The sequence below is a fragment of the Anseongella ginsenosidimutans genome (genome assembly GCF_008033235.1).
Taxonomy (GTDB): domain Bacteria; phylum Bacteroidota; class Bacteroidia; order Sphingobacteriales; family Sphingobacteriaceae; genus Anseongella; species Anseongella ginsenosidimutans.
Map to the genome: position 1 here is coordinate 377719 of NZ_CP042432.1, position 22913 is coordinate 400631.

Here is a 22913-nt window from a genome sequence, read left to right on the forward strand (position 1 = left end):
CATTGATTGCAAAAATACCGTTTTTTTCCGGACGGAGAAATCCGGGTTTTCCGCGCCGCTCCCGCTCAGGTATTCCCGGAGAGCAGCTGCAATGAATTAAAAATAACCTTAACTTTACCCCCGGCCTTTTTAGGGGTTGCACCGGGAATGGTACAGAAGAAACGCAAGATAACCGAAAAATTAAAGGATAAGTACAAACTGGTTATCCTCAATAACGAAACGTTCGAAGAAAAAGCTTCCGTAACGCTGAATCGCATCAGTGTGCTGGTCGCTGCCAGCGTGATCGTTATCGTGCTTATTTTGCTGACCACCGCCCTGCTCATCTTTACGCCGCTGAAAGAATATATTCCCGGGTATACAGACCTGACCCTGCGGAAAGAGATCACAGAAACGGCCTATATGGCGGATTCGCTTGAAGCCGTTCTCATTGCGCAAAAGGCCTATATCGGGAATATCCAGGATATCATTAACGGAACGGCGGGAGATTCCTCCGCTTTGAATGAGATGGGTGAGTTTCAGACCCCGGGCACGGCGGGCGAAGTAGACCTGACGGTAAGCAGCGCCGATTCGGCCTTCAGGTCCTATATCGAAAACCAGGACAGGTATAGCCTGGAAGGAAGCACCATTGCCAGGGAAAAAACTTCGATCAGTGATCATACTTTTTTTACTCCCGTTAAAGGAATGGTCACTCAGCACTTTGACGCCAGGGCCAGGCACTACGGCATTGACGTGGCCTGCCAAAAAGACGAGGGGATCAAAGCGGCCCTGGACGGCATGGTGATTTTCTCCGGCTTCACCACGGAAACCGGAAATGTAATAGCCATTCAGCATGCCAATAACATTGTTTCCTTTTACAAACATTGTTCGGTAATCTTTAAAAAAGTTGGTAATTTTGTTAGGTCAGGGGAGGCCATTGGGGTTGTGGGAAATACAGGTGAATTCAGCTCAGGCCCTCATCTTCATTTCGAAATCTGGTATAACGGCAACCCCGTGAACCCGGCTGATTTTATACGATTTTAAACCAGTGCTGCGAGTTCATACTTAACACAGCACTTAACCATAAACAACCAAATTCTATGTTAGGTAAAGACAAAAGGTCATTTGATAACGAAGAACCCTCCCTTAACGGGAATGGCAATGGTTCTGTAAACCTGATAAGCGCCGGAACCGTGATAGAGGGGGAAATCAATTGCCGCGGCGACCTCCGCGTGGACGGTAAAGTCACCGGCCGGATCACTTCGAAATCGAAAGTCGTGATCGGAACAACCGGTGAAGTGGAAGGGGATATTATTTGTCAGCATGCCGATATTTTCGGAAAGTACAACGGCAATATGCGCATCCACGAGATCCTGTTCATGAAATCCAGCTGCCACATAAAAGGCGATGTGCATGCAGGCAAACTGGTCGTGGAGGCCGGCGCTGTTTTCAGCGGTCATTGTCATATGGGGGAAGCGCCCGCCGCCGAAGTAATGCCAAGGAACGGGAAACATCATGAAGGAAACCCGGAAGCAGAAAAGAAAATCGGAGTCCCTGCGTAATTATGCCCGTTATTCAGCCATTGGTTTCCAGATGCTGGCGATCATTGGCGGGCTTACCTGGCTGGGGGTAAAAATGGACGAATGGGTCGGGGCCTACCCCCTTTTTACTGTTTTACTATCGCTTTCATCAGTGGGCATAGCCCTTTACGCCGTTATTAAACAGCTTAAATCTTGAACCTGCTACGCATTCTCACGTCATTCGGCGTTTTCTCCGGGCTGATGGCGATACTGACGGCCCTGCTGGTGTACCTGTTTGGTCCGCCCTGGCTGCATGAAAAAGTCTGGTTTATCTATCTTTTCCAGGTGGCGGCCGGGCTCCTGTTCTTTCTGGCCAATTATGCCGCCTGGCGCAAGGGTGACCAGGCCTACGTGGTGGGGTCTCTTGCCGCCCTGATGGGGAAGTTTCTTTTGTCCGGTGTTTTTGCCGCTTTTTTCATCCTTGGCGGCCTGGAAAACGAACTCTGGTTCGTGCTGGATTTTATGCTGCTTTATTTATTCTTTTCAGTATTTGAAATTACTGTTATTATTTCTAACTTGCGCGCTCAAAAAAACACGTAAAAATCCACGAATAAATGCATTTGAGCCGCATTTTCACTTTAAAAAATCTCCTTCCAGTTCTGGCATTTGGCGTTTTTCTGCTCCCGTCTGCCCCCGTAAAGGCATTCCAGGCACAGGAGGAACCGGCCGGCCATGAAGTTCAGCATGAACAGGAAGGCGTTCAGGAAGAAGAAGAATTTGATGCTGCCAGCGCCATTATGCATCATATCGCGGATGCGCATGAGTGGCATATTATTGGCCACACCGCTATTTACCTGCCCGTGATCCTGTATACCGAAGACGGGCTGCAAACATTCTCTTCCTCTCATTTTTATCACCATCCGCAGGAAGTTACCTATTCCGCGGAAGGCAAGGAAACAACGGAAACCTGGTACAAACACGAAGGATTCGGGCTTTTCCATGAGAAGATCTATAAGCTGGACGAAAACGGCGCCCTGAACCTGGATGAAGCAGGCCACCCGTTGAATGAGCGCGTCCTGGACTTTTCCATTACGAAAAACGTCGCCGCTATGTTATTATCGGTGGCATTGCTGCTGCTGATCTTTTGTTCCATGGCGGGAGCCTATAAGAAACGAAAAGGGAAGGCGCCGAAAGGCCTGCAGTCTGCGTTGGAGCCGATCGTATTATTTGTAAGGGATGAAATTGCCCTGCCTAATATCGGTCACCAGTATGCGCGGTTCATGCCCTTCCTGCTGACGGTATTTTTCTTCATCTGGATCAATAATATAATGGGACTGATCCCTTTCTTCCCGGGGGAGCCAACGTGAGCGGCAATATCGCCTTTACGTTTGTCATGGGGACCATCACGTTTTTAATTACCACCTTTAACGGGAACAGGAACTACTGGAAGCATATTTTTGCGCCACATGTCCCTGTCTGGCTTTATCCCATCATGATCCCGGTAGAGATCATCAGTGTTTTTTCAAAGCCTTTCGCACTGATTATCCGTTTATTTGCCAACATTACTGCCGGCCATATCGTGGTATTGAGCCTGGTATCGCTTATTTTCATTTTCAAAACAATTGCTGTATCGCCTGTATCGGTGATCTTTGTACTGTTCATGGACGTACTGGAATTGCTGGTAGGATTTCTGCAGGCTTATATCTTCACGCTGCTTTCGGCGCTGTTCATCGGAATGGCTATTGCAGAACATGCGGAGGAACATTAATAGTACAGCATCACAAATAGGGTCTAATTTTTTTCATATATAAATTCATAGTACAATGATTGGAAGTATCGCAGCAATTGGAGCCGGACTGGCCGCTATCGGAGCCGGTATCGGTATTGGCAGGATTGGTGGTTCAGCTGTTGAGGGGATTGCCCGCCAGCCTGAAGCCGCTTCAAAGATCCAGACCAATATGATCATTGCAGCCGCCCTCGTAGAAGGCGCTGCCTTGTTTGGTATCGTTGTAGCCCTTTTGGGAAACAATCCTTCCTAAGGAACGGATGTTTCAAAAGACCGACAGCCTGTCCGCGATTAGTGTCATATCAAGGATATAATGGCGGCAGGCTGTTTTAAAACAAAGACGCTCATAATTACATAAAAATTATTCAATGGATATCGTTACCCCCGAGATAGGAATGGTTTTCTGGACCACCGTAGCGTTCCTGCTGCTCCTGTTCATCCTTGGAAAGTTCGCATGGAAGCCCATCATGGCTGCGCTCCGCGAGCGGGAACAGTCAATCGAAGACGCCCTGCTGGCTGCCGAAAAGGCCAAGGAAGAAATGGTAAAGCTCAATACCGAAAGCGAACGCCTTATTAAGGAGGCCCGCTTTGAACGCGACAAGATCCTGAAGGAAGCCAAAGCTACCCGCGAAGGTATTGTGAACGAAGCAAAACAGCAGGCTCAGGCAGAAGGTGCGCGTATGATCGCCAAAGCAAAGGAAGAGATCAACACGCAGAAAGCCGCCGCCCTGGCAGAAGTAAAGAACCAGGTAGCGTTGCTTTCCCTTGAAATTGCGGAAAAAGTGATCGGAAAGCAATTTGAAGACCAGAAGAAACAGGAAACCCTGGTAGCTGACCTGCTCGAAAACATGAAATTGAACTAATGGCCGAATCAAAAGTCTCCGCCAGGTACGCCAAATCCTTACTTGATCTTGCCATCGAGCAAAACTCCCTGGAAGAGGTAAAGAAGGATATGAGCCTGTTCTATGATACCCTGGCAGCGCACCCGCAGCTGCGGGCCGTGCTTTCCAGTCCCGTGATAGACGGCGACGATAAGCAGGGGATCCTCCATAAATTGTTTGAAGGAAAGATCAACAAGCTTAGCCTTGCCTTTTTCGATATAATGATCCGCAAAAACCGCGAGGTATTGCTCTACGACACGGCAAAGCAGTTTTTTGAACAGTATAACAAGTATAAAGGTATTGTAAAAGCCAGTGTGGTTTCCGCTTCGGCGCTTACCGGCGAACAGCTGGAAAAGATAGGTACGATCATCAAGCAGATCACGCCGGGCGAAGTACAGCTGGAAAATAAAATAGATACCTCCCTCATCGGAGGATTTATTCTGAACGTAGGCGACAAGCAGTACGATGCAAGTATTGCCCGCAAATTGGGAGTGCTGAAACAGGAACTCACCTCCCGTTTTTATGAATCAAAGATTTAATTTAATAGAATATCATGGCAGAAGTAAGACCAGATGAAGTATCCGCTATCCTGCGCGAACAATTGTCGGGATTCAAGTCAGAAGCAGAACTGGAAGAAGTAGGTACCGTCCTCCAGGTAGGTGACGGGATTGCCCGGGTTTACGGCCTCACCAAAGTTCAGTCAGGAGAACTGGTTGAATTTGATAATGGCCTCCAGGGCATCGTACTGAACCTTGAAGAAGACAATGTGGGGGTGGTACTGCTGGGAAGTACAGAAGATGTGAAGGAAGGTGACACTATTAAGCGTACCGGCCGCATTGCTTCTATTAATGTAGGAGAAGGCTTGCTGGGACGGGTAGTGAACACGATAGGCCTGCCCATTGACGGGAAAGGCCCGGTGGAAGGGGAAGTATTTGAAATGCCGCTGGAACGGAAAGCGCCCGGTGTTATTTATCGCCAGCCGGTAAACGAACCGCTTCAAACCGGTATAAAGGCTATTGACGCCATGATCCCCGTCGGACGGGGTCAGCGCGAGCTGATCATCGGCGACCGTCAGACCGGCAAAACTGCGGTTGCTATTGATACGATCATCAATCAGAAGGAATTTTACGAAAAAGGGGAACCGGTTTACTGTATTTATGTTGCCTGCGGCCAGAAAAGCTCTACAGTGGCACAAGTGGTAAAGGCCCTGGAAGAAAAAGGCGCCATGCCCTACACGGTAGTGGTTTCGGCTTCCGCTTCCGACCCCGCTCCCATGCAATTTTATGCTCCCTTTGCAGGAGCCGCTATTGGCGAGTACTTCAGGGATACCGGCCGGCCGGCCCTGATCATTTACGATGACTTGTCAAAGCAGGCTGTCGCTTACCGCGAGGTTTCCCTGCTGCTTCGCCGCCCGCCGGGACGTGAAGCTTACCCGGGAGACGTATTTTACCTGCACTCACGCCTGCTGGAGCGTGCGGCGAAGATCAATCAGACGAACGAGATTGCCCAGGCCATGAACGACCTGCCTGCTTCCCTCCAGGGAAAAGTAAAAGGAGGCGGTTCCCTCACGGCGCTCCCGATTATTGAAACCCAGGCTGGTGACGTTTCGGCCTATATTCCTACGAACGTAATCTCCATCACCGACGGACAGATCTTCCTGGAAGCTAATCTTTTCAACGCCGGGGTACGTCCTGCCATCAACGTTGGTATTTCGGTATCACGTGTGGGTGGTAATGCCCAGGTAAAATCCATGAAAAAAGTAGCGGGTACGCTGAAACTCGACCAGGCGCAGTTCCGTGACCTGGAAGCTTTTGCCAAATTCGGCGCTGTGGATCCTGCCACCAAAGCTATCCTGGACAAGGGTGTCCGCAACGTAGAGATCCTGAAACAGGGCCAATATCAGCCCGTACCGGTAGAGAAGCAGATCGCAATTATTTATTGCGGCACCAAAGGGCTGCTGAGCAATGTCCCGGTAGACCGGGTAAAAGAATTCGAAGAAGAGTTCCTGCACCAGATGGAAGTGCGTCACCGTGATGTTCTCGATAAGCTCCGCCAAGGTAAGCTGGACGAGCAGATCACCGGTACGATCGAGACCCTGGCAAAGGAAATCGCATCCAAATACTAATTGAAGATCAGCATAAGGAATGGCTAATTTAAAAGAAGTTCGGGGCCGCATCAGCTCTATCGTATCCACCCAGCAGATCACCAAAGCCATGAAAATGGTTTCGGCTGCCAGGTTCAGGAGAGCAACTGAAGCAATTGTCCAAATGCGGCCTTATGCTAATAAGCTGCGGGAAATTTTGGGCAATCTTTCAGCCAGTATGGAAGACAATTCCAGCGTGTTTGCGCAGGAAAGGGATGCCCGGAATGTCCTTCTGCTGGTGATCACCTCCAACAGGGGCCTGGCCGGCAGTTTCAATATGAACGTAATCAAAACGGCCAACAATCTTATTTCTGCTGAATACGCTGCTCTCAAAAAAAGTGGTAACCTGCATATAATTGCGGTAGGTAAAAAAGGGCAGGATTATTACCAAAAGCACCGCTACCAGGTGACTGGCGATCATAATGAGCTGTTCAACAATCTGAGTTTTGCCAATGCATCGGCAATTGCCGAAGAAGTAATGGAAGGATATGTGGAAGGCAAATATGACAAAGTGGTCATGATCTATAACCAGTTCAGGAACGCCGCCGTACAGATCCCTACCACCGAGCAATTGCTTCCTATTCAGAAAGCCGGAGCCGAACAACAGCAAGCCTCCGCCGGTTCGCATAGGGTGGATTATATTCTGGAGCCCTCGCAGCAGGCTATCGTGGAAGAACTGATCCCTAAATCGGTGAAAATGCAGTTCTATAAAGCCTTACTTGATTCGCATGCTTCCGAGCATGGCGCCCGTATGACAGCCATGGATAAAGCTACGGACAACGCCGGTGATTTGCTGCGCAGCCTGCGCCTGCAATACAACCGCGCCCGCCAGGCCGCCATCACCAACGAGATCCTTGAGATCGTCAGCGGCGCTAACGCTTTGTCTTCGGGAGATTAAGGCATCTTCCATGCCGGCGCATCCCGGCGGGTGAACAAGGCCTCACGGGGGAGCTACCTTGCCTGAAGGTCCTGTAAGCTATTGCCAGAGTATTGAAAGGGGAACCGCCCAAAGGTTTTTCCAAAAGGAACGGCTTCCCTACCCGGCAACAGCACCACACCGCCCCCGGAAGTTCTCCGGTGCAAGCTCAGCTAAGACTTTTAATCCTTTAAAATCCGAAGCATCAACCGCTTCGGATTTTTTTACTGCTAGACTCCTGGAAATTAAAGATAACCTTTAAATTTCTAAGAACTTTCATCTGCTTCTTTAGAGGGCGATAAGCCCGGTGAAGCGTTCCGGGTTACCGTCCCATTTTGGAAATAGCTCGATCCATCTCCCGGATCTGGCTCACCAGCTCCTTAGAAGTAGGTTTGAGGTTTTTAGCCTGGCGAAAATAATTTTTGGCGCCTCGGAAATCACGGCGGTTCATGGAAATCGAGGCGAGCGTCAAATAGGCTGTGGCCAGGTTCTCCTTATCCGGCAGTCCCAATTGTACGGATTTACGCAGGTTTTTAAAGGCTTCCGTTAGGTTATTCTTTTGATAAGCGATGTTCCCGAGCTGGAAATAAGGCATCCCCTCATAATCTTTGGAACCCACCCCTGATTTGATCGTCTGGCGAATCGTTGATTCGGCAGCATCCAGGTCTTGGTTGGCCATCTGGAGATTGCTTTGCATAAAATAATAGGCCGAACGAATAGGTTTATAAAGCAATTTAGGGAAGGTAACTTTTTTCATCATTCGCATCGCTTCCTCCACGTCTCCTTTTTCAACCGCTTCCTGTACCAGGCGCATAGGCCCAAGGAAGAGGTGCGTGAAAATAAATAAAGCGCCCAGCACCCAGCACGTGATGGCCCACCCCCAATCGCCGGTAAAAGCCAGTACGCCACCGCCAATTAATAAAAGGATCCCTGCGGGGAAACGATATAATTCAAATATTCTTAAAGCTCTCATTTTCTTTGGACAGGATTTCAGTAAAGGCCCAAAGATACGAAAAGCGCGCCTGATTCCTAAGCGGCTCCCTGCCTCGATTGTAATTGGACTTGTTTTTGTTAGGGTAAGAGAAAAATTGATATGAGAAAATTAGTATGCTTCCTTTTGCTGATCATGGGCAGCCTTGCAATGACTTCCTGCGTGACGACCCGTCATGACAACGGTAAACATAAAGGATGGTATAAAAACCCCAATAATCCGCATCACCCTTTATCTGATAAAAAAAAGAAGAAAAAGAAACCCCGTAAGGATCATAAATTCGAGTTGAAAGATCAAACCTTCTTTAGCGGGGCTTATACCCCGATAACCTGAGTATTTTCTGGGCATCAGGATCGGCCATTAATTCGGCGGGGCTAACGGATTTATTTTCTTCCATGTATTTGCGGACGATCTGCCAACCGGTAAAGGCTCCTGCCCGGGGAGCCGAATTGGGGCCCAGGCCGGATGTAAAAGGCGCTTCATCAAGGTACTTGCTGTAATCCAGCGCAACAGTGGAATACAATAAGTTCTGCTCAATAAAATAAGCCCAGATATTTCGTTCGTAAGTGGTGGCCCATCCCATTTGCTCCCGGGTGTACCCTATTTTAAGCGAATCAGGGGTTTCAGGCAGCAGGCGGTCAAGCAGGTAAAGTACCTTTCCCTCGTAGATCATACCTGCAAGAAATGTCGCCTGTTCCCCGCGGGGAGGAAAATGATATTGAATATAGCCTTTTATCGCGGTAGGTACCAGATGAGCGGGAGTAAACCGCCGGGTAACGTACCTGGGAAAGGAAGTGGTCTGATAGAAGTAATAATCAGCGCCCAGAAAGCAGTCCAGGCCAATGGCAAGCAGGCTGTCGGAATTCCAGACGGCTGGCCGGAAGGCGGACAGGCTTGCCGGATAGGTGAACACCTGCGGGACAGGCTGCCCCGGGAAATATTCATGGTAACGCCCGAACGCGGCTGCCAGATCAGCGCTCAGACCTTCCAGGGAAGGGTAAACCGAGTCGATGTCCGCAGCTACCGCCCTGATATAGGGATTGGAGAGCATGTTCTTTAAACGTGTATGCCCTGCCGTGTCTGCGGGATCAATTCCCAGGACATTCCGGAAATGGGTAGGAAGAAAAGAAGGGTACTCTTCAGACAGCGCTTGTATGGACGTGCTGAAGTGCATGGTATCTAACGCAAACAAATCCTTCTCGGCGCGCTGGATGGAAAGCGGCGACGGAGAACCGTCCTTCCCCGCCCGCGTACAGGCGAACAAAATGCAGCAAAGGGGTAATATTTTTGTTAGCACGCTAAACTTTACCATGAATTTTTATTTTATTAGCAGACGTCTTCAAAAGCTTAAAATTATGAAAAAGTTGGCCATTCTAATAGTATTTGTTTCCGCCGCCTCACTCGCCTCGGCCCAGGAAGTGGAACTGGGGCTCCGGGCTCACCCGGTTTTTGGCTGGATCAAACCCAGTTCGGATAATATGGGCTCAGACGGGGGGCTTACCGGGTTTTCCTATGGTTTAATGGCAGACTTTTACATTTCCGACCGCTACACCTTCGGCACAGGACTGGAAATTACTTCCACAGGTGGAAAAACACGCGAACCCGACCAGGAGGGCAATACCGTATTATCCAAATACCGCCTCCAATACGTGGAAGTCCCGGTAACGCTTCGGCTGAAAACGGATCAAAACGGCCCGCTCGTATTCTACGGCTTGTTCGGACTGGAAGGCGGCGTTAACATTAAAGCCCGGGCTGACCGTACGATCCTGGACCTGGCCAATCCCGACCTGAAGACGGACCAGTCCAAGCTGGACGTCGACGATGAGATCAGCGCATTCCGCCTGGGGCTGGCCATTGGAGGCGGCGCAATTTACGACCTCAGCGGCAATACGCGCCTGCTGGGCGGGATCACTTTTAATAACGGCTTTACCGATGTTTTTGAGGGCGGACGAAAGGGAACGGCTTCCTATATTTCCCTGGATATCGGCGTATTCTTTTAACACAGCTTTTCATGAAGATCGCACTTGCACAACTGAATTATCATATCGGGAATTTCGAGGAGAATATTACCAGGATCACCCGCGCCATCCATGAGGCAAGGGAAATGGGCGCCGACCTGGTTGTGTTCGCCGAACTGGCCGTCTGCGGCTATCCTCCCCGGGATTTCCTGGAGTGGGACGAATTCATTGACCGTTGTGAAGCATCCGTAGAAGCTATTGCAGCAGTATGCAAGGGAATAGCGGCCATTGTCGGGGCTCCCGCAAGGAATCCTGTCCCGGAAGGGAAGAACCTGTACAATTCCGCGTATTTTCTGGAAGATGGCGCGGTAAAGGCCCGCGTGGACAAATCTTTGCTGCCTACCTATGATGTTTTCGATGAATACCGCTATTTTGAACATAACCGCAGCCATTCCGTTATCGAGTTCAAAGGACAGCGGATAGCCCTCACCATTTGCGAAGATCTTTGGAATTCGGACGAGGATCCCATGTACGTGGCCTCACCCATGGATGAACTGATCAGGCAGAAGCCCTCCCTGATGATCAATATTGCCGCCTCTCCTTTTGATTATGTTCACCGCGAAGCCCGGATTGCCGTACTGCGCGCCAACTGCCGCAAGTACCACCTTCCGCTGCTATATGTCAATCATACCGGCTCTCAGACGGAGTTGATCTTCGACGGAGGTTCTCTGGCCTTTGACCGGCAGGGCAACCTGCTTGGCGAACTAAAATACTTCAAAGAAGACCTGCAGCTCTTCGAAATAAATGAAACAGCCGCTCAGGAGGAAAATTCCCCGCCCGCCTTCGATCTTACACCGGCCGCCGGCTCCCCGGCATCCTCCGCCGCCGAACGGACTCCGGAGCAACTGGCTGCCGTTTATGCCCCGGCTCTTCCCTCCTCATACGATGACAGTATATCCGCAACGGCTATTTCCCGTATCCATCAGGCCTTGCTCACAGGGATCCGGGATTACTTCCGGAAATCCGGTTTTGATAAGGCGATTCTTGGCATGTCCGGCGGAATAGATTCCGCGCTGGTACTGGCTTTGGCCTGTGAGGCGCTGGGTAAAGAAAATGTATTGGCGGTACTGATGCCCTCCGGCTTTTCTTCGGAACATTCCGTGAGCGATTCGCTGGAAATGATCAGCCTGCTGGGATGCAGGCACGAACTGATACCTATTGCAAACGTGTATGAGTGCTTCCTGAGCGAACTCAAGCCCCAGTTCAGGGATCTCCCCTTTGGCCTGGCAGAAGAAAATCTGCAAGCCCGCGTAAGAGGGACGCTTCTGATGGCCTTGTCCAATAAATTCGGCTATATCCTGCTGAACACCTCCAATAAAAGCGAGAACGCGGTTGGTTACGGCACCCTTTACGGGGACATGTGCGGGGGGCTGTCGGTGATCGGAGATGTTTATAAAATGCAGGTCTATGCGCTCGCGCGTTACCTTAACGAAAAAGCGGCGCGGATCCCTGTTAATATAATTGCTAAAGCGCCTTCCGCCGAGCTGCGTCCGAATCAGAAAGACAGCGATTCGCTTCCGGACTACGCGCTGCTTGACAAGGTATTATTCCAGTATATTGAAGGTAAAAAGACCACAGCCGAAATCGTGCAACAGGGATTCGAAGCAGATACGGTGGAAAGGATCATTCGCATGGTCAACCTTAACGAGTATAAACGATACCAGGTCCCTCCCATTCTCAGGGTATCGCCCAAGGCCTTCGGCATGGGAAGGAGAATGCCCATAGTTGGCAAATATCTCTCATAATCAGATCTACATCTTTTACAGAAGAGCTTGCACAATTTTTGCAGTAGCAGTCCTGTATCCTTTGTAAAACTAAAATAATGATTATGAAAAAGCTATTCGCCTTAACAGCTTTGCTGGCTGCTGTGACTTTTGCTCATGCACAAACCGAAGAAGGGAACTTGCTGGTTGGAGGAAATATCTCCAACTTCCGGCTGGACTTCCAGGATGAAAGTACCACATTCCAGATGACGCTCACTCCCAAAATTGCGTATTTTGTCAGGGATAACATGGCCCTGGGCGGCTACGGTGAACTGGGTATAATCGCATCAGAAGGCAACGACGCCATTGTTAACTATGGTATTGGCGCCCTGGGCCGGTATTATATCAGCGATGCCGACGTCGTCATCGTACGTGACTCCAGGTTTTTCCTGGAAGCCAATGCAGGTTTCCACGGGAATAACGGAGCCGCGAACACCAACGGGATCGGGATCGGCTTCGGCCCCGGATGGACCTATTTCATCACGGAAAATATCGGCCTGGAGGCCCTGCTGAAATACAACCTGACAGTTGGCCTGGGTAATTCCACCACCAACAACAATCTTAATCTTGGAGTAGGATTCCAGATATACCTGCCTACCAGGCGTTTAGCAGAAAGAATGGAATAAGTCCGGGCCGGGAGAACCGGACCGGATGGGCAGCCCGGGTTACTTACTGTTATATTTTACTGCAATAAACAATTGCGTAAAGTAGAGATTCCCGTTGCGGGAACGGACGATTCCTACCCCTGTCAGGTCAAAGGCGCCAAGCATGTGTTTGCGGTGGCCGGGACTCCTGATCCAGGCGTCAACCACTTCCCGGGCTGTCTTATAACCTTCCGCCACATTTTCACCTGAACGGCCTTTTACACCTGTTTTCTCCCGGACGTTCCGGATGCGGCCTTCAAACCCATTATGGCTTAAAGGAATGCGGCCGCGGGCCATATTCAGGCTGTGCCTTTCCGCCTCCTGCTGCATGGCCGGATCGGTCCGCAACGGAGAAAGGCCTTTGGAACGACGGTACTTGTTCACTAATTGTACCACCTGCTGCTCCATTTCATTTAGTGAAGGAGGAGGTGTTTCCTTCTTTCCGTAAGGAGAGCAGGTTACCAGGAGTAAAAGCGAAAAGGTTAGTTTTAAAAACATACAAATTGCTAACGAAGATACGGTAGTTTTATGATCGCCCTCCCTGCTTTCCGGCATTTCGGGCTACGGAAAGGATCAACAGGCCTACGAGTGACAAAAGTGCGATACCGGTCGCTATCCGCGCCAGATAATTGCCGTGCTTCACATAAAAAGTGAGATCGGCATTCAATTTCAGCTCTCCCCCGATGGCAGCGGGAACCCACCAGCTTGTCTGTTTCATTACGTCTCCGCGCTGGTTGATCAGCATCGAAATGCCGGTATTCGCCGAACGCGCCACACTCCGGCGGCTTTCAATGGCTCTTAGCCGCGCATAGGCGGCATGCTGTTTATAGCCGGCTGTATTTCCCCACCAGCCGTCATTGGTAACAATACAGATCAGCTGGGCGCCTTTTTGAACGAAATCTGCGATAAAACCGCCAAACACCGATTCATAACAGATTGCAGGGACCACGCCAATGCCATTCTGACTGTAAAATACCGTTTGTTCATCTTCATGGCCCAGCGTTCCTGAAGTTCCTCCCATATCCATCATCAGCTTATCCAGGAAGCCCAGGTATCTCCGGTAGGGAAACTGCTCCACGCCGGGCACCAGTTTGTTTTTATGATACACCTGTACCCGTCCGTTATTTTCGATCTGCAGGGCGGTATTGTAATAATCGTAGTATTGCTCCGCATCCCTGAATTTCCGGGCGGTAGGAGAAGCGGGCGAATCGTAGATGCGCACGGTACTTGCTCCCGTTATTACGTTCCCATTCCGGTATTTTTCGAGGAAACCCTGGATCACTTTAATGGAGTATTCATCGTAAAGCCGGTTTTCTACCAAGGGCTGCCCGGTACCGATCGCGGTTTCCGGCCATATAAAATATTCGGTATTGGGCTGCCCAAGGGAATCGGAAAGCGTGACCAGCCTCAAAAGCTGCTCCTTTTCCGAAACACCATTGTATTTTTCCCCGTAAGGGTCCAGGTTAGGCTGCACAACCACTACGTTCACAGGACTCCCTTTTTCCTCGTAATTGAAATAGATCACGAGTGAGAAGATCATGGGGAATAGAAGTATAATGGTAAAAGGGAGGCACCTTTTCAGGTAGAACTCCCGCCGGCCTAGGCTCAGCTGCTGTGAGGCCATTAGCCGCGGAACGCCGGCATCCGTCGCGGCGGTTCCTGGCGGCGTTTCTTCGGGAATGTCTTTTTTTGCGCGTTTCAAAGCAAGAAAGCCGGTCAGTAAACGATAGGCCAGGATATTCGCCAGCAATACCCAAAGTGTGCCGCCAAAGATCCCCGTGTATTCATACCATTGAACCAAGGAAGGGTAGTTGGCAAACCCATTTCCGAGCGAGAGCCAGGGAAAAGCAAAATCCCATTTGTGATGAAGGTATTCTGCAGCGATCCAGTAGGCGCAAAAAGCCGCCAGCCCTACGTTGGGCCCAGCGTACTTCCGTGTTTTGTGATAAAGAAAAAACGGCAGAGTCATTAATACCGTTCCAAACAAAATGGGCACCAGCACCACCGCGAGGCCCACGACGGCCCCTACTCCCGAAGCGACAAAATAGATCCAATAGAGGGAAAGCGTATTCCATGCGGCAAATCCGAGCAATGCGCCTGTCAGAACAGTTCGCCCGGGATTGCGCGACCGCAATGCTTCATCCGCGAAATAAAAAAGCGGCACCAGGGCCACCAGCAACAGAGGCGCCAGGTGGGTGGGCGGCCAGGCCAGCCAGCAGAGTACCCCGCTCAACACAGGGAGAAGCAGTTTATTTTTCCTCATATCTTTCTCCTGCCACGCAAATTACAAATTCTCCTTTTAACGCATTGTTCTCAAAATAGGTTTTTAGTTCTTCCAGGCTCCCCCGGACGGTTTCCTCGAATACCTTGGTCAGTTCCCTGGATACGGAAGCCTGGCGGACGGCGCCGAAAACAGCGATAAATTCATCCAGCGTTTTCAGCAGGCGATGGGGAGATTCGTAAAAGGCCATTGTCCGGTTTTCGCCCGAAAGGGCCTGCAGCCGTGTCTGCCGGCCTTTTTTTACGGGCAGAAAACCCTCGAAGCAAAATTTGTCGCAGGGAAGCCCTGAATTCACAAGCGCCGGAACAAAGGCAGTAGCCCCGGGCAGGGTTTCCACGGCAATCCCCTCCCGTATACATTCCCTGACCAAAAGAAAACCCGGATCCGATATTCCCGGCGTACCCGCGTCGCTTACCAGGGCCACCTGCTGGCCTTCCTGCAGGAGATGAATGACGCCCTTTAAGGCCTTATGTTCATTGTGCTGATGATGGGCATGCGTTTTCCGGTCAATACCCAGGTGTTTCAGCAAGCGGGCCGCGTGGCGGGTATCCTCCGCCAGCAGGGTATCGGCTTCTTTCAGGATGCGCACCGCCCGGTAAGTAATATCTTCCAGGTTGCCGATGGGCGTGGGGATCAGATAAAGTTTACCATTCATATCTTCACAATTTATATCTTAGTGCCGTATTTTAACAAACATAAAACCGATGCTGCAGATCAGCTATATACGCGAGCAGAAAGAGACCGTAAAAGAACGGCTAATTTTGAAGAATTTCAAGGAACCGGAACTTGTTGATGAAGTGATAAGGCTGGATGAGCTTCGCCGGCGCACCCAGAGCCAGCTGGATAATGTGCAGGCACAGGCCAATAATATGGCAAAAAGCATCGGGGAGCTGGTCAAGACAGGACAGCGGGACGAAATGGAAAAGGCGCGGCACACCTCTGTTTTATTAAAGGAAGATGCCAGGCAGCTGGCGGAAGAACTGGCCGAATACGAGCAGAAACTTGAAGATGCCCTGGTACAGCTTCCCAATTTACCCCATGATTCGGTTCCCCGCGGAAACACGGCAGAAGACAACGAGGTCATGCTCAGCCAGGGAAGTAAGCCATCCCTTCCCGCCGGCGCCCTGCCCCATTGGGAGCTGGCAGCCAAATACGACATCATTGATTTTGAACTCGGCACCAAGATAACCGGCGCAGGTTTTCCTGTTTATAAAGGAAACGGGGCGAAATTGCAGCGCGCACTTATCAATTTTTTCCTGGATGAAGCCGGAAAGGCCGGCTACCGCGAAGTACAGCCGCCCGTACTGGTGAATGAACAGTCCGGCTTCGGAACCGGCCAGCTTCCGGACAAAGAAGGACAGATGTACCATATAACAGGCGACAATCTTTACCTGGTCCCCACGGCGGAAGTACCTATTACGAACTTTTACCGGGATACGATCCTCTCCGAAGAAGAACTTCCGGCAAAGAACACGGCATATACCCCCTGTTTTCGCCGCGAGGCCGGATCTTACGGCGCCCATGTCCGCGGCCTGAACCGGCTCCATCAGTTTGACAAGGTGGAAATCGTTCAGGTGGTCCATCCGGATAACTCCTATAAAGTACTGGAATCCATGTGCGTGTACGTGCAGTCGCTGCTGGAAAAACTGGAACTTCCTTACCGGGTCTTAAAACTTTGCGGGGGTGACCTAGGCTTTGCCTCCGCTCTCACCTACGACCTGGAAGTGTTCAGCGCCGCCCAGGACCGCTGGCTGGAAGTAAGTTCCGTATCCAATTTCGAAACCTTCCAGGCAAACCGCCTCAAATTAAGATTCCGCCCCCGCGACGGAGGCAAACCTCAGCTGGTACATACGCTTAACGGCAGCGCGCTGGCCTTGCCGCGGATCGTTGCCGCCCTCCTGGAAAACAACCAAACCCCGGAAGGGATCCGTATGCCGGCCGCACTTGTCCCTTATACGGGCTTCGAAGTTCTCCGTTAGGACTTTTTCAGGTTTAAAGTTCAAGGTTTAAAGTTTAAAGTTCAAGGTTTAAAGTTCAAGGTTTAAAGTTTTTGGTTTTTGGTTTTTGGTGGGCGGCTGAAAAGATTACGCCCCGGGGGCTCCTGCTAAAGAGGGTTCCCGGGGCGTAATCTTTTTAAATGATTGAAAGGGCGGGTGATCTTATTGGAGATAGAACTGGACGATCACCTGCGCTTTGATGGAGATCTCGCCGGGCGCGATGCTTGCGGCTGAGTCAGCGGCTTTTGCTTCCATGCGGTACATCATGGGGCGGGGCTGATCATTATCGGACGTCTGATCGGTGATCTGGTAGGCTTTTCCTACTTTCTGGCCGAGAGGTTCGGCGAGCGTTTCGGCCTTTGCCTTTGCATCTACAACCGCCTTGGCTCTCGCCTCCGCCTGCAATTCTTTCATATTGGAGGCTTTGAATTCCACGTTCTCGATATTATTCACACCCAGGTCCACCAGGCCGGAAAGTATGCCCGACAGCTTATCCAGGTCTTCGAGGCGGAAGGTCACCGCTTGCTGTGCCATGTATAATTGTTTCCGCTCTTTATCGCTTACGTATTCCGTATAAGGGTTCAGGCTCACGCGGGTAGTACGGATATCGCTTTTCGCTATCCCCTGCTTTGCCAGGTAAGCAAGCACCTTTGCCACAACCGCGTCGTTTGCCTTTTGTACTTCCGGGGCTTCCTTCAGTTTGCTGGATACCATAAAGCTCACTTCGGCTTCATCCGGCGCCACTTTAATAATGTGTTCTCCTCCGACTGTTACCAATGCTGGTCCGGGCGCCTGCTGCGCCGTTGATGCGGTAGAAAATGCAGCGAATGCTGCTGTTGCTGCTGTAATAAGTAAAGTTTTCATGTCAATGTAAATTTGTATTTGTATTAGAGATGCTTTCAGCTGAACAATTCCACAAGCCAGTTATAGACTTCCGGAAATGCATGGAAAAACCCGGAAATAATGATGCCAATCAGGTACACCAGGGCAATGAACAGGCCCAGCAGCAAGATCAGGGCCCCTAAAACAAGGCCTTTCCCGCTTCCGGTATGTTTTTTCTCCAGGATATGCTCCCGCAAAAGTTCCAGGTTTTTGGTATTTGATTTATAAAAGAAGTCAAAAATCGCCCCGATCAGGGGAATGCTTCCCCCAAGGGTATCTACCAGGATGTTCCCGATCATCATTACCACCAATTTCCCGCCTGCTCCGTTGCGAAGGGCGATGGCAACAAGTAGCAGAGACATGACCAGCGTAATGATATCGCCTACGAAGGGAAAAAGCCCGATAAGGGGATCAAGGCCGAAACGAAAACGGGTTCCTGGCAAGCGGACGGATGTATCCAGCAGCTTTGCCAGCCGCTCGGCGAATTGCAGGTCCCGTTCTGCCCTGGATATGGTCATACCATTACTGGTTCACACTTCGATCACTTCCGACTGAAGATCCTCCTTCCCGGAGTGTTTCCTCTCGGACGCAAAAAACTTATTTTGGAATATCAGAATAAGGATAACGCCTACGCTGATCGCAGAATCGGCCACATTGAAGACCGGCCGGAAAAAGATAAAGGATTCTCCGCCCCAGAAAGGAAACCAGTCCGGGTAATAGCCGCGTATGATCGGAAAATAGAACATATCCACGACTCTGCCATGCAGCAGCGGTGCATAATCGTAAATCACGCCGTAGAAAACACTGTCAATAATGTTTCCCATCGCCCCGGCCAGGATAAGGCTGATACAGTAAATAAAACCCCGGTGATAGCGGTTCCTGATGGCGTAATGCAATCCGTATCCCAGCACGCCTACTGCCACCAGCCGGAATACGGTCAGGAAAAGCTTTCCGTATTCCCCGCTGAACTCCAGGCCAAAAGCCATCCCGTTATTCTCGGTGAAATGAATAAGAAAAAAGTCCCCTAACACCCGGAACTCTTCTCCGAGCTGCATATTGGTCTTTATCCAGGTTTTACTAACCTGGTCGATCACCAGCACAATAACGATCAGCAGTATGGCTTTTACGCTTCTTTTCATTTGTATATGTTAGCTCTGCTGCTTCAGCTTGGCTTCCATACTAAGTGTCGTATGGGGTACAGCGCGCAATCGCTCCTTGGGGATCAGCTTGCCGGTTTCCCTGCAAACGCCATACGTCTTGTTTTCAATTCGAACCAGCGCGGCCTCCAGGTTGGCAATGAATTTACGCTGCCGGACCGCCAGTTGGTTCACCTGTTCTTTTTCCAGGGTAGCAGAACCATCCTCCAGGGTTTTATACGTTCCGGCGGTGTCGTCCGTGCCATTGTCATTGGGGTTGCTTAGGGTAGCGGTCAGCAGTTGAAGCTCATGCTTTGCATTAGCCAGTTTGTCAAGAATAAGCTCCTTAAACTCTTGCAGTTCAGCGTCTGAGTACCTCGTCTTTTGTTCCTCTCCGTTTACTCCGTTTGTTTTACTCATGGCTCTTTAATATTTCAATCCTTATATCCTGATCTTCCATCTCGATGGTATCACCATTGAGTTGTTCCTTCCGGGCCCATTCCAAAGAATCACCCAATATTTCGGCGCAAATATAAGCTAAATTATTCTTTACTGCAGTTTTCACCAATTCCGCTTCCTCCAGTTTCACAGTAATCCGGTCGGTTACTTCAAAGCCTTTTTCTTTCCGGAGATTCTGTATGCGGTTCACCAGCTCCCTTGCAATTCCCTCATTTTTAAGCTCTTCGGTAATAGTGATGTCCAGCGCAACCGTCAGTCCTCCCGAAGAAGCAACCTGCCAGCCCGGGATATCTTCGGAAGATATTGTTACCTCGTCAAGGTCAACTGTGAAAGTCCGGTCGCTCAATACCAATTCGATATAACCATCGTTCTCCAGCCTGGAAATATCCTCCTTTGAAAAACTGCTGATCGCCTCCGCTACTTCCTTCATTTGCTTTCCGGCTTTCGGGCCCAGTTTCTTAAAATCGGGCCTGGCCTTCTTCACGAGAATCCCGGTAGTATCATATACATATTCTATTTCCCGGACATTGGTTTCTGAAAGGATCAGGTCCTTTACCTTATCCGCCTGTTCGCGAAACGATTCGTTCAAAACCGGCAACAGCACCTTTCTCAAGGGTTGCCTCACCCTGATATCGGCCTTTTTCCTCAGCGACAGGATCATGGAAGAAATATCCTGCGCAAGCTGCATCCGCTCTTCCAGCGCTTCGTCTATCAATGCTGTGTTCGCAGGCGGGAACATAGTCAGATGTACCGAATTTACGTTCCGCCTTCCCGTTACTTCGTTGAGGTCCATAAACAACCGATCGCTGTAAAAGGGCGCGATGGGAGACATGAGCTGTGCAATGCTCTCCAGGCAGGTATACAGCGTCTGGTAAGCTGAGATCTTATCATGCGTATAATCTCCTTTCCAGAAACGGCGCCGGCAAAGCCGTACGTACCAATTGCTGAGATGCTCATCCACGAATTCCTGGATAGCCCGCGCGGCTTTGGTAGGTTCGTAATCTTTGTAATACCCGTCTACCTTTTCCGTGAGGGAATTCAGGAGGGAAATGATCCACCGGTCTATTTCCGGGCGGTCAGCGGCGGGGATCTCCTCTTCCTTGTACACAAAACCGTCTATATTGGCGTACAGTGCGAAGAAGGCATAGGTATTGAACAGCGTTCCGAAAAACTTTCGCTGTACCTCACCCAGGCCTTCCATATTGAATTTCAGATTGTCCCAGGGCGAAGCATTGGAGATCATGTACCAGCGCGTTACATCAGCGCCATACTTTTCTATCGTTTCAAACGGATCCACGGCATTTCCATGACGCTTGGACATTTTGTTCCCTTTTTTGTCCAGGACCAGCCCGTTGGAGACTACGTTTTTAAAAGCCACTGAATCAAACAGCATGACGGCAATGGCATGCAGGGTAAAAAACCATCCGCGGGTCTGGTCCACCCCTTCGGCAATAAAGTCAGCCGGGAAATTCTTGCTGAAAAGCTCCTTATTCTCAAAAGGATAATGCCATTGTGCATAGGGCATGGAACCGGAATCAAACCAAACGTCGATGAGGTCCGTTTCCCGGTACAGTTTATTCCCGCCTTCGCCTTTCAGCACGATCCCGTCTACATAAGGACGGTGAAGGTCGAAATCGCCGTTTCCCAGCTTTTGAAGGTACTCCTTATTTCTTTTTACTTCTTCTTCGTTCAGCAGCCCGCTTCCATTCGCTTTCTGCAATTCTTCCTTCAGTTCAGCTACTGAACCAATGCAAATTTCTTCGCTTTCGTCTTCGCTCCGCCAGATAGGCAGGGGCGTTCCCCAGAAACGGGAACGGGAAAGATTCCAGTCAACCAGGTTCTCCAGCCAGTTTCCGAAACGGCCGGTGCCTGTAGAAGCAGGTTTCCAGTTGATTTGCTTGTTCAGCTCCACCATACGCTCCCTGGAACCGGTGGTACGGATAAACCAGGAATCAAGAGGGTAATACAATACCGGCTTGTCAGTACGCCAGCAATGGGGATATGAGTGTTCGTATTTCTCTACCCGGAAGGCCTTGTTCTCTTCCTTTAATTTAATGGCGATCAATACATCCGTTGATTTGAAGCCGGGTGCGTGACGCTCCTCCGCGGTATAAAATTCTTCGCGAACGTACATCCCGGCGAAATCAACGACTTCCTTCACAAATTTCCCCTGCCTGGTTACCAGGGGAGCTTCTTTCCCGTTCTCATCCCGAACCATGACGGAAGGCACCCCGTTCTCACGGCATACCCGGAAGTCGTCGGCCCCGAAGACAGATGCCGTATGAACAATGCCTGTCCCGTCTTCAGTAGTGACGAAATCGCCGGGAATCACCCTGAATGCATGTTCTTCCAGCTCAGGGGAGCTTACATAAGGCAGCAATTGTTCATAATGAATACCCAGTAACTGTTCGCCGCTAAACCCGGCCGCTTGCTGCCAGGGTATATGCTTATCGCCGGGGCGGTATTCTTCGGGGACGCCTTCATCTTCTTTCCTGAAAAAGCTGCCCAGCAGGTCCCGGGCAAGGATCACGCTCACCGGGAGGTTGGTGTAGGGATTAACGGTCTTTACTTTTACATAACCGATCTTCCGGCCTACCGCCAGGGCGCAGTTGGATGGAAGCGTCCAGGGCGTGGTGGTCCATGCCAGAAAGTAAACAGGCTCCTCCGCCGATTCGAACAGCCAGGAGGAAATATCTTCATACTTCAGCTTGAACTGTGCCACAACCGTTGTGTCCTTTACCATTTTATAGGTGCCGGGCTGGTTCAATTCATGGGAGCTGAGGCCGGTGCCGGCAGCCGGAGAATAGGGCTGAACCGTATATCCCTTGTAGAGATAATTTTTCCGGTGCAGTTCTTTCAGCAAATACCAGAGCGTTTCAATGTATTTGTTTTCGTAGGTGATATAGGGATTATCCAGGTCCACCCAGTAGCCCATCTTCCGGGTAAGGTCATTCCAGACATCCGTATATTTCATGACTTCCTTGCGGCAGGCCTGGTTATACTCCTCCACGGAAAGTTTCACCCCAATATCTTCTTTGGTAATGCCCAGCGCCTTTTCAACAGCCAGCTCAATAGGAAGCCCGTGCGTATCCCAGCCACCTTTGCGCTCCACACGGAATCCCCGGAGGGTTTTATACCGGCAAAAGATGTCTTTAATAGCGCGAGCCATTACATGGTGGATACCCGGAATACCGTTGGCGGAAGGAGGGCCTTCATAAAAGGTGAACGATTTATCCTCCGGCCTCGAACGAATGCTTTGTTCGAAGATGCCGTTTTTTTCCCAATATGCTAATACTTCTTTTCCTACCCCAGGTAAATCTAGCAGTCTGTATTCTTTGTATGGCAATGGTCTGTATAATTAATAAAAGAAAAATAAGAAGAAAGACCCGGTGTTTCCCGCTCCGGGAGCTTCTTGTATTAAAATGCAAAGATACAATTTGTTGTAGTTTTCTGCCAGTACCGGGCAATGTCCGGTCATATCCCGGGAACATATTTTTAAGGAAGAAGGGTTTCTACGGGT

General features: G+C 50.2%; 26 protein-coding genes. 16 read left to right on the forward strand and 10 right to left on the reverse strand.

Translation table 11 applies throughout. The features are described 5' to 3' along the window. The first annotated feature begins 147 nt into the window (after nucleotides 1–147). The 11 genes from FRZ59_RS01640 to atpG all read left to right on the forward strand — a co-directional run bounded on the left by FRZ59_RS01640 (nucleotide 148) and on the right by atpG (nucleotide 7204). The gene (locus tag FRZ59_RS01640) at nucleotides 148–1020 is read left to right on the forward strand and encodes a M23 family metallopeptidase (protein ID WP_132127606.1); all 873 of its coding nucleotides are present in this window, start codon (nucleotides 148–150) and stop codon (nucleotides 1018–1020) included. 56 nt (nucleotides 1021–1076) lie between these two features. After that, on the forward strand, nucleotides 1077–1538 hold the full coding sequence (locus tag FRZ59_RS01645; protein ID WP_132127605.1) for a bactofilin family protein: 462 nt from the start codon (nucleotides 1077–1079) through the stop codon (nucleotides 1536–1538). Next, the gene (locus FRZ59_RS01650) at nucleotides 1492–1713 is read left to right on the forward strand and encodes an AtpZ/AtpI family protein (RefSeq protein ID WP_132127604.1); all 222 of its coding nucleotides are present in this window, start codon (nucleotides 1492–1494) and stop codon (nucleotides 1711–1713) included. The genes FRZ59_RS01645 and FRZ59_RS01650 overlap by 47 nt, the downstream gene beginning before the upstream one ends. After that, on the forward strand, nucleotides 1710–2096 hold the full coding sequence (locus tag FRZ59_RS01655; RefSeq protein ID WP_132127603.1) for a hypothetical protein: 387 nt from the start codon (nucleotides 1710–1712) through the stop codon (nucleotides 2094–2096). The genes FRZ59_RS01650 and FRZ59_RS01655 overlap by 4 nt, the downstream gene beginning before the upstream one ends. 14 nt (nucleotides 2097–2110) lie before the next feature. Further along, on the forward strand, nucleotides 2111–2863 hold the full coding sequence (locus tag FRZ59_RS19330; RefSeq protein WP_262713145.1) for a F0F1 ATP synthase subunit A: 753 nt from the start codon (nucleotides 2111–2113) through the stop codon (nucleotides 2861–2863). Nucleotides 2864–2889: 26 nt separating this feature from the next. Continuing rightward, nucleotides 2890–3264, forward strand: coding sequence for a F0F1 ATP synthase subunit A (locus FRZ59_RS19335; RefSeq protein WP_262713146.1), 375 nt, complete (start codon nucleotides 2890–2892; stop codon nucleotides 3262–3264). A 55-nt stretch (nucleotides 3265–3319) separates the two neighbouring features. Continuing rightward, complete coding sequence (atpE, locus tag FRZ59_RS01665) at nucleotides 3320–3535, forward strand: ATP synthase F0 subunit C (protein ID WP_132127601.1); 216 nt, start codon at nucleotides 3320–3322, stop codon at nucleotides 3533–3535. Nucleotides 3536–3650: 115 nt separating this feature from the next. After that, on the forward strand, nucleotides 3651–4145 hold the full coding sequence (gene atpF, locus FRZ59_RS01670; protein ID WP_132127600.1) for a F0F1 ATP synthase subunit B: 495 nt from the start codon (nucleotides 3651–3653) through the stop codon (nucleotides 4143–4145). Beyond that, nucleotides 4145–4702, forward strand: a complete 558-nt coding sequence (gene atpH / locus FRZ59_RS01675) for an ATP synthase F1 subunit delta (RefSeq protein ID WP_132127599.1) — start codon at nucleotides 4145–4147, stop codon at nucleotides 4700–4702. Before atpF ends, atpH begins: the two co-directional genes overlap by 1 nt. 14 nt (nucleotides 4703–4716) lie before the next feature. Then, entirely contained in the window at nucleotides 4717–6288 is a 1572-nt protein-coding gene (gene atpA / locus FRZ59_RS01680; RefSeq protein ID WP_132127598.1) for a F0F1 ATP synthase subunit alpha, read from the forward strand. A gap of 19 nt (nucleotides 6289–6307) precedes the next feature. After that, nucleotides 6308–7204: an ATP synthase F1 subunit gamma gene (gene atpG / locus FRZ59_RS01685; RefSeq protein WP_132127597.1), complete on the forward strand. Its 897-nt coding sequence runs from the start codon at nucleotides 6308–6310 to the stop codon at nucleotides 7202–7204. A 340-nt stretch (nucleotides 7205–7544) separates the two neighbouring features. Here atpG and FRZ59_RS01690 read toward each other — a convergent pair whose 3' ends face one another. After that, nucleotides 7545–8195: a tetratricopeptide repeat protein gene (locus FRZ59_RS01690; RefSeq protein WP_132127596.1), complete on the reverse strand. Its 651-nt coding sequence runs from the start codon at nucleotides 8193–8195 to the stop codon at nucleotides 7545–7547. Nucleotides 8196–8315: 120 nt separating this feature from the next. Here FRZ59_RS01690 and FRZ59_RS01695 point away from each other — a divergent pair, with 120 nt between their 5' ends. Next, nucleotides 8316–8546, forward strand: a complete 231-nt coding sequence (locus tag FRZ59_RS01695; RefSeq protein WP_132127595.1) for a hypothetical protein — start codon at nucleotides 8316–8318, stop codon at nucleotides 8544–8546. Here the strand turns inward: FRZ59_RS01695 and gldB are convergent. Then, complete coding sequence (gene gldB / locus FRZ59_RS01700; RefSeq protein WP_158640490.1) at nucleotides 8518–9525, reverse strand: gliding motility lipoprotein GldB; 1008 nt, start codon at nucleotides 9523–9525, stop codon at nucleotides 8518–8520. The genes FRZ59_RS01695 and gldB overlap by 29 nt on opposite strands. Before the next feature lie 43 nt (nucleotides 9526–9568). On the opposite strand from gldB, the gene FRZ59_RS01705 reads away from it, so the two are divergent. From FRZ59_RS01705 to FRZ59_RS01715, 3 genes are all read left to right on the forward strand, one after another. Beyond that, nucleotides 9569–10213, forward strand: coding sequence for a porin family protein (locus FRZ59_RS01705; RefSeq protein ID WP_158640492.1), 645 nt, complete (start codon nucleotides 9569–9571; stop codon nucleotides 10211–10213). 11 nt (nucleotides 10214–10224) lie between these two features. Beyond that, nucleotides 10225–11976 carry an NAD+ synthase gene (locus FRZ59_RS01710; RefSeq protein WP_132127592.1) on the forward strand — a complete coding sequence of 584 codons (1752 nt, stop codon included), beginning with the start codon at nucleotides 10225–10227 and terminating at the stop codon, nucleotides 11974–11976. A gap of 83 nt (nucleotides 11977–12059) precedes the next feature. Further along, nucleotides 12060–12620 (forward strand): outer membrane beta-barrel protein, encoded by a 561-nt coding sequence (locus FRZ59_RS01715; RefSeq protein WP_132127591.1) that lies wholly within the window; start codon nucleotides 12060–12062, stop codon nucleotides 12618–12620. Between the two features lie 39 nt (nucleotides 12621–12659). Here the strand turns inward: FRZ59_RS01715 and FRZ59_RS01720 are convergent, their stop codons facing one another. The 3 genes from FRZ59_RS01720 to rsmI are packed head-to-tail and all read right to left on the reverse strand — an operon-like array spanning nucleotide 12660 to nucleotide 15574. Next, nucleotides 12660–13136 carry a CAP domain-containing protein gene (locus FRZ59_RS01720; RefSeq protein ID WP_158640494.1) on the reverse strand — a complete coding sequence of 159 codons (477 nt, stop codon included), beginning with the start codon at nucleotides 13134–13136 and terminating at the stop codon, nucleotides 12660–12662. Nucleotides 13137–13164: 28 nt separating this feature from the next. Next, on the reverse strand, nucleotides 13165–14901 hold the full coding sequence (lnt, locus tag FRZ59_RS01725) for an apolipoprotein N-acyltransferase (protein WP_132127589.1): 1737 nt from the start codon (nucleotides 14899–14901) through the stop codon (nucleotides 13165–13167). Then, complete coding sequence (gene rsmI, locus FRZ59_RS01730) at nucleotides 14888–15574, reverse strand: 16S rRNA (cytidine(1402)-2'-O)-methyltransferase (RefSeq protein WP_132127588.1); 687 nt, start codon at nucleotides 15572–15574, stop codon at nucleotides 14888–14890. Before rsmI ends, lnt begins: the two co-directional genes overlap by 14 nt. Nucleotides 15575–15623: 49 nt before the next feature. Between rsmI and serS the strand changes: the two genes are divergently transcribed. Continuing rightward, nucleotides 15624–16898 carry a serine--tRNA ligase gene (serS, locus tag FRZ59_RS01735; RefSeq protein WP_132127587.1) on the forward strand — a complete coding sequence of 425 codons (1275 nt, stop codon included), beginning with the start codon at nucleotides 15624–15626 and terminating at the stop codon, nucleotides 16896–16898. A 180-nt stretch (nucleotides 16899–17078) separates the two neighbouring features. On the opposite strand, the gene FRZ59_RS01740 is transcribed toward serS, so the two are convergent. From FRZ59_RS01740 to ileS, 5 genes are read right to left on the reverse strand one after another with little or no spacing between them, the layout of a single operon-like run. Beyond that, nucleotides 17079–17780: an SIMPL domain-containing protein gene (locus FRZ59_RS01740; protein ID WP_132127586.1), complete on the reverse strand. Its 702-nt coding sequence runs from the start codon at nucleotides 17778–17780 to the stop codon at nucleotides 17079–17081. A gap of 35 nt (nucleotides 17781–17815) precedes the next feature. Continuing rightward, nucleotides 17816–18316 carry a DUF4112 domain-containing protein gene (locus tag FRZ59_RS01745; protein WP_132127585.1) on the reverse strand — a complete coding sequence of 167 codons (501 nt, stop codon included), beginning with the start codon at nucleotides 18314–18316 and terminating at the stop codon, nucleotides 17816–17818. A 12-nt stretch (nucleotides 18317–18328) separates the two neighbouring features. Beyond that, nucleotides 18329–18937: a lipoprotein signal peptidase gene (locus FRZ59_RS01750; RefSeq protein ID WP_132127584.1), complete on the reverse strand. Its 609-nt coding sequence runs from the start codon at nucleotides 18935–18937 to the stop codon at nucleotides 18329–18331. Between the two features lie 9 nt (nucleotides 18938–18946). After that, the gene (locus FRZ59_RS01755; RefSeq protein ID WP_132127583.1) at nucleotides 18947–19354 is read right to left on the reverse strand and encodes a TraR/DksA family transcriptional regulator; all 408 of its coding nucleotides are present in this window, start codon (nucleotides 19352–19354) and stop codon (nucleotides 18947–18949) included. Next, entirely contained in the window at nucleotides 19347–22739 is a 3393-nt protein-coding gene (gene ileS / locus FRZ59_RS01760) for an isoleucine--tRNA ligase (RefSeq protein ID WP_132127582.1), read from the reverse strand. The genes FRZ59_RS01755 and ileS overlap by 8 nt, the downstream gene beginning before the upstream one ends. Nucleotides 22740–22913: the final 174 nt, after the last annotated feature.

Excerpts from the sequence above, each read along its gene's own strand:
- atpG (WP_132127597.1), top strand. The coding sequence starts at position 6,308 with ATGGCTAATTTAAAAGAAGTTCGGGGCCGCATCAGCTCTATCGTATCC.
- FRZ59_RS01710 (WP_132127592.1), top strand. The coding sequence starts at position 10,225 with ATGAAGATCGCACTTGCACAACTGAATTATCATATCGGGAATTTCGAG.
- serS (WP_132127587.1), top strand. The coding sequence starts at position 15,624 with ATGCTGCAGATCAGCTATATACGCGAGCAGAAAGAGACCGTAAAAGAA.
- FRZ59_RS19330 (WP_262713145.1), top strand. The coding sequence starts at position 2,111 with ATGCATTTGAGCCGCATTTTCACTTTAAAAAATCTCCTTCCAGTTCTG.
- FRZ59_RS01640 (WP_132127606.1), top strand. The coding sequence starts at position 148 with ATGGTACAGAAGAAACGCAAGATAACCGAAAAATTAAAGGATAAGTAC.
- gldB (WP_158640490.1), bottom strand. The coding sequence starts at position 9,525 with ATGGTAAAGTTTAGCGTGCTAACAAAAATATTACCCCTTTGCTGCATT.
- FRZ59_RS01705 (WP_158640492.1), top strand. The coding sequence starts at position 9,569 with ATGAAAAAGTTGGCCATTCTAATAGTATTTGTTTCCGCCGCCTCACTC.
- rsmI (WP_132127588.1), bottom strand. The coding sequence starts at position 15,574 with ATGAATGGTAAACTTTATCTGATCCCCACGCCCATCGGCAACCTGGAA.
- FRZ59_RS01755 (WP_132127583.1), bottom strand. The coding sequence starts at position 19,354 with ATGAGTAAAACAAACGGAGTAAACGGAGAGGAACAAAAGACGAGGTAC.
- FRZ59_RS01745 (WP_132127585.1), bottom strand. The coding sequence starts at position 18,316 with ATGACCATATCCAGGGCAGAACGGGACCTGCAATTCGCCGAGCGGCTG.
- atpF (WP_132127600.1), top strand. The coding sequence starts at position 3,651 with ATGGATATCGTTACCCCCGAGATAGGAATGGTTTTCTGGACCACCGTA.
- FRZ59_RS01690 (WP_132127596.1), bottom strand. The coding sequence starts at position 8,195 with ATGAGAGCTTTAAGAATATTTGAATTATATCGTTTCCCCGCAGGGATC.
- FRZ59_RS01650 (WP_132127604.1), top strand. The coding sequence starts at position 1,492 with ATGAAGGAAACCCGGAAGCAGAAAAGAAAATCGGAGTCCCTGCGTAAT.
- atpE (WP_132127601.1), top strand. The coding sequence starts at position 3,320 with ATGATTGGAAGTATCGCAGCAATTGGAGCCGGACTGGCCGCTATCGGA.
- FRZ59_RS01645 (WP_132127605.1), top strand. The coding sequence starts at position 1,077 with ATGTTAGGTAAAGACAAAAGGTCATTTGATAACGAAGAACCCTCCCTT.
- atpA (WP_132127598.1), top strand. The coding sequence starts at position 4,717 with ATGGCAGAAGTAAGACCAGATGAAGTATCCGCTATCCTGCGCGAACAA.
- FRZ59_RS01750 (WP_132127584.1), bottom strand. The coding sequence starts at position 18,937 with ATGAAAAGAAGCGTAAAAGCCATACTGCTGATCGTTATTGTGCTGGTG.
- FRZ59_RS01715 (WP_132127591.1), top strand. The coding sequence starts at position 12,060 with ATGAAAAAGCTATTCGCCTTAACAGCTTTGCTGGCTGCTGTGACTTTT.
- lnt (WP_132127589.1), bottom strand. The coding sequence starts at position 14,901 with ATGAGGAAAAATAAACTGCTTCTCCCTGTGTTGAGCGGGGTACTCTGC.
- FRZ59_RS01740 (WP_132127586.1), bottom strand. The coding sequence starts at position 17,780 with ATGAAAACTTTACTTATTACAGCAGCAACAGCAGCATTCGCTGCATTT.
- FRZ59_RS01695 (WP_132127595.1), top strand. The coding sequence starts at position 8,316 with ATGAGAAAATTAGTATGCTTCCTTTTGCTGATCATGGGCAGCCTTGCA.
- FRZ59_RS01720 (WP_158640494.1), bottom strand. The coding sequence starts at position 13,136 with ATGTTTTTAAAACTAACCTTTTCGCTTTTACTCCTGGTAACCTGCTCT.
- atpH (WP_132127599.1), top strand. The coding sequence starts at position 4,145 with ATGGCCGAATCAAAAGTCTCCGCCAGGTACGCCAAATCCTTACTTGAT.
- FRZ59_RS19335 (WP_262713146.1), top strand. The coding sequence starts at position 2,890 with ATGGGGACCATCACGTTTTTAATTACCACCTTTAACGGGAACAGGAAC.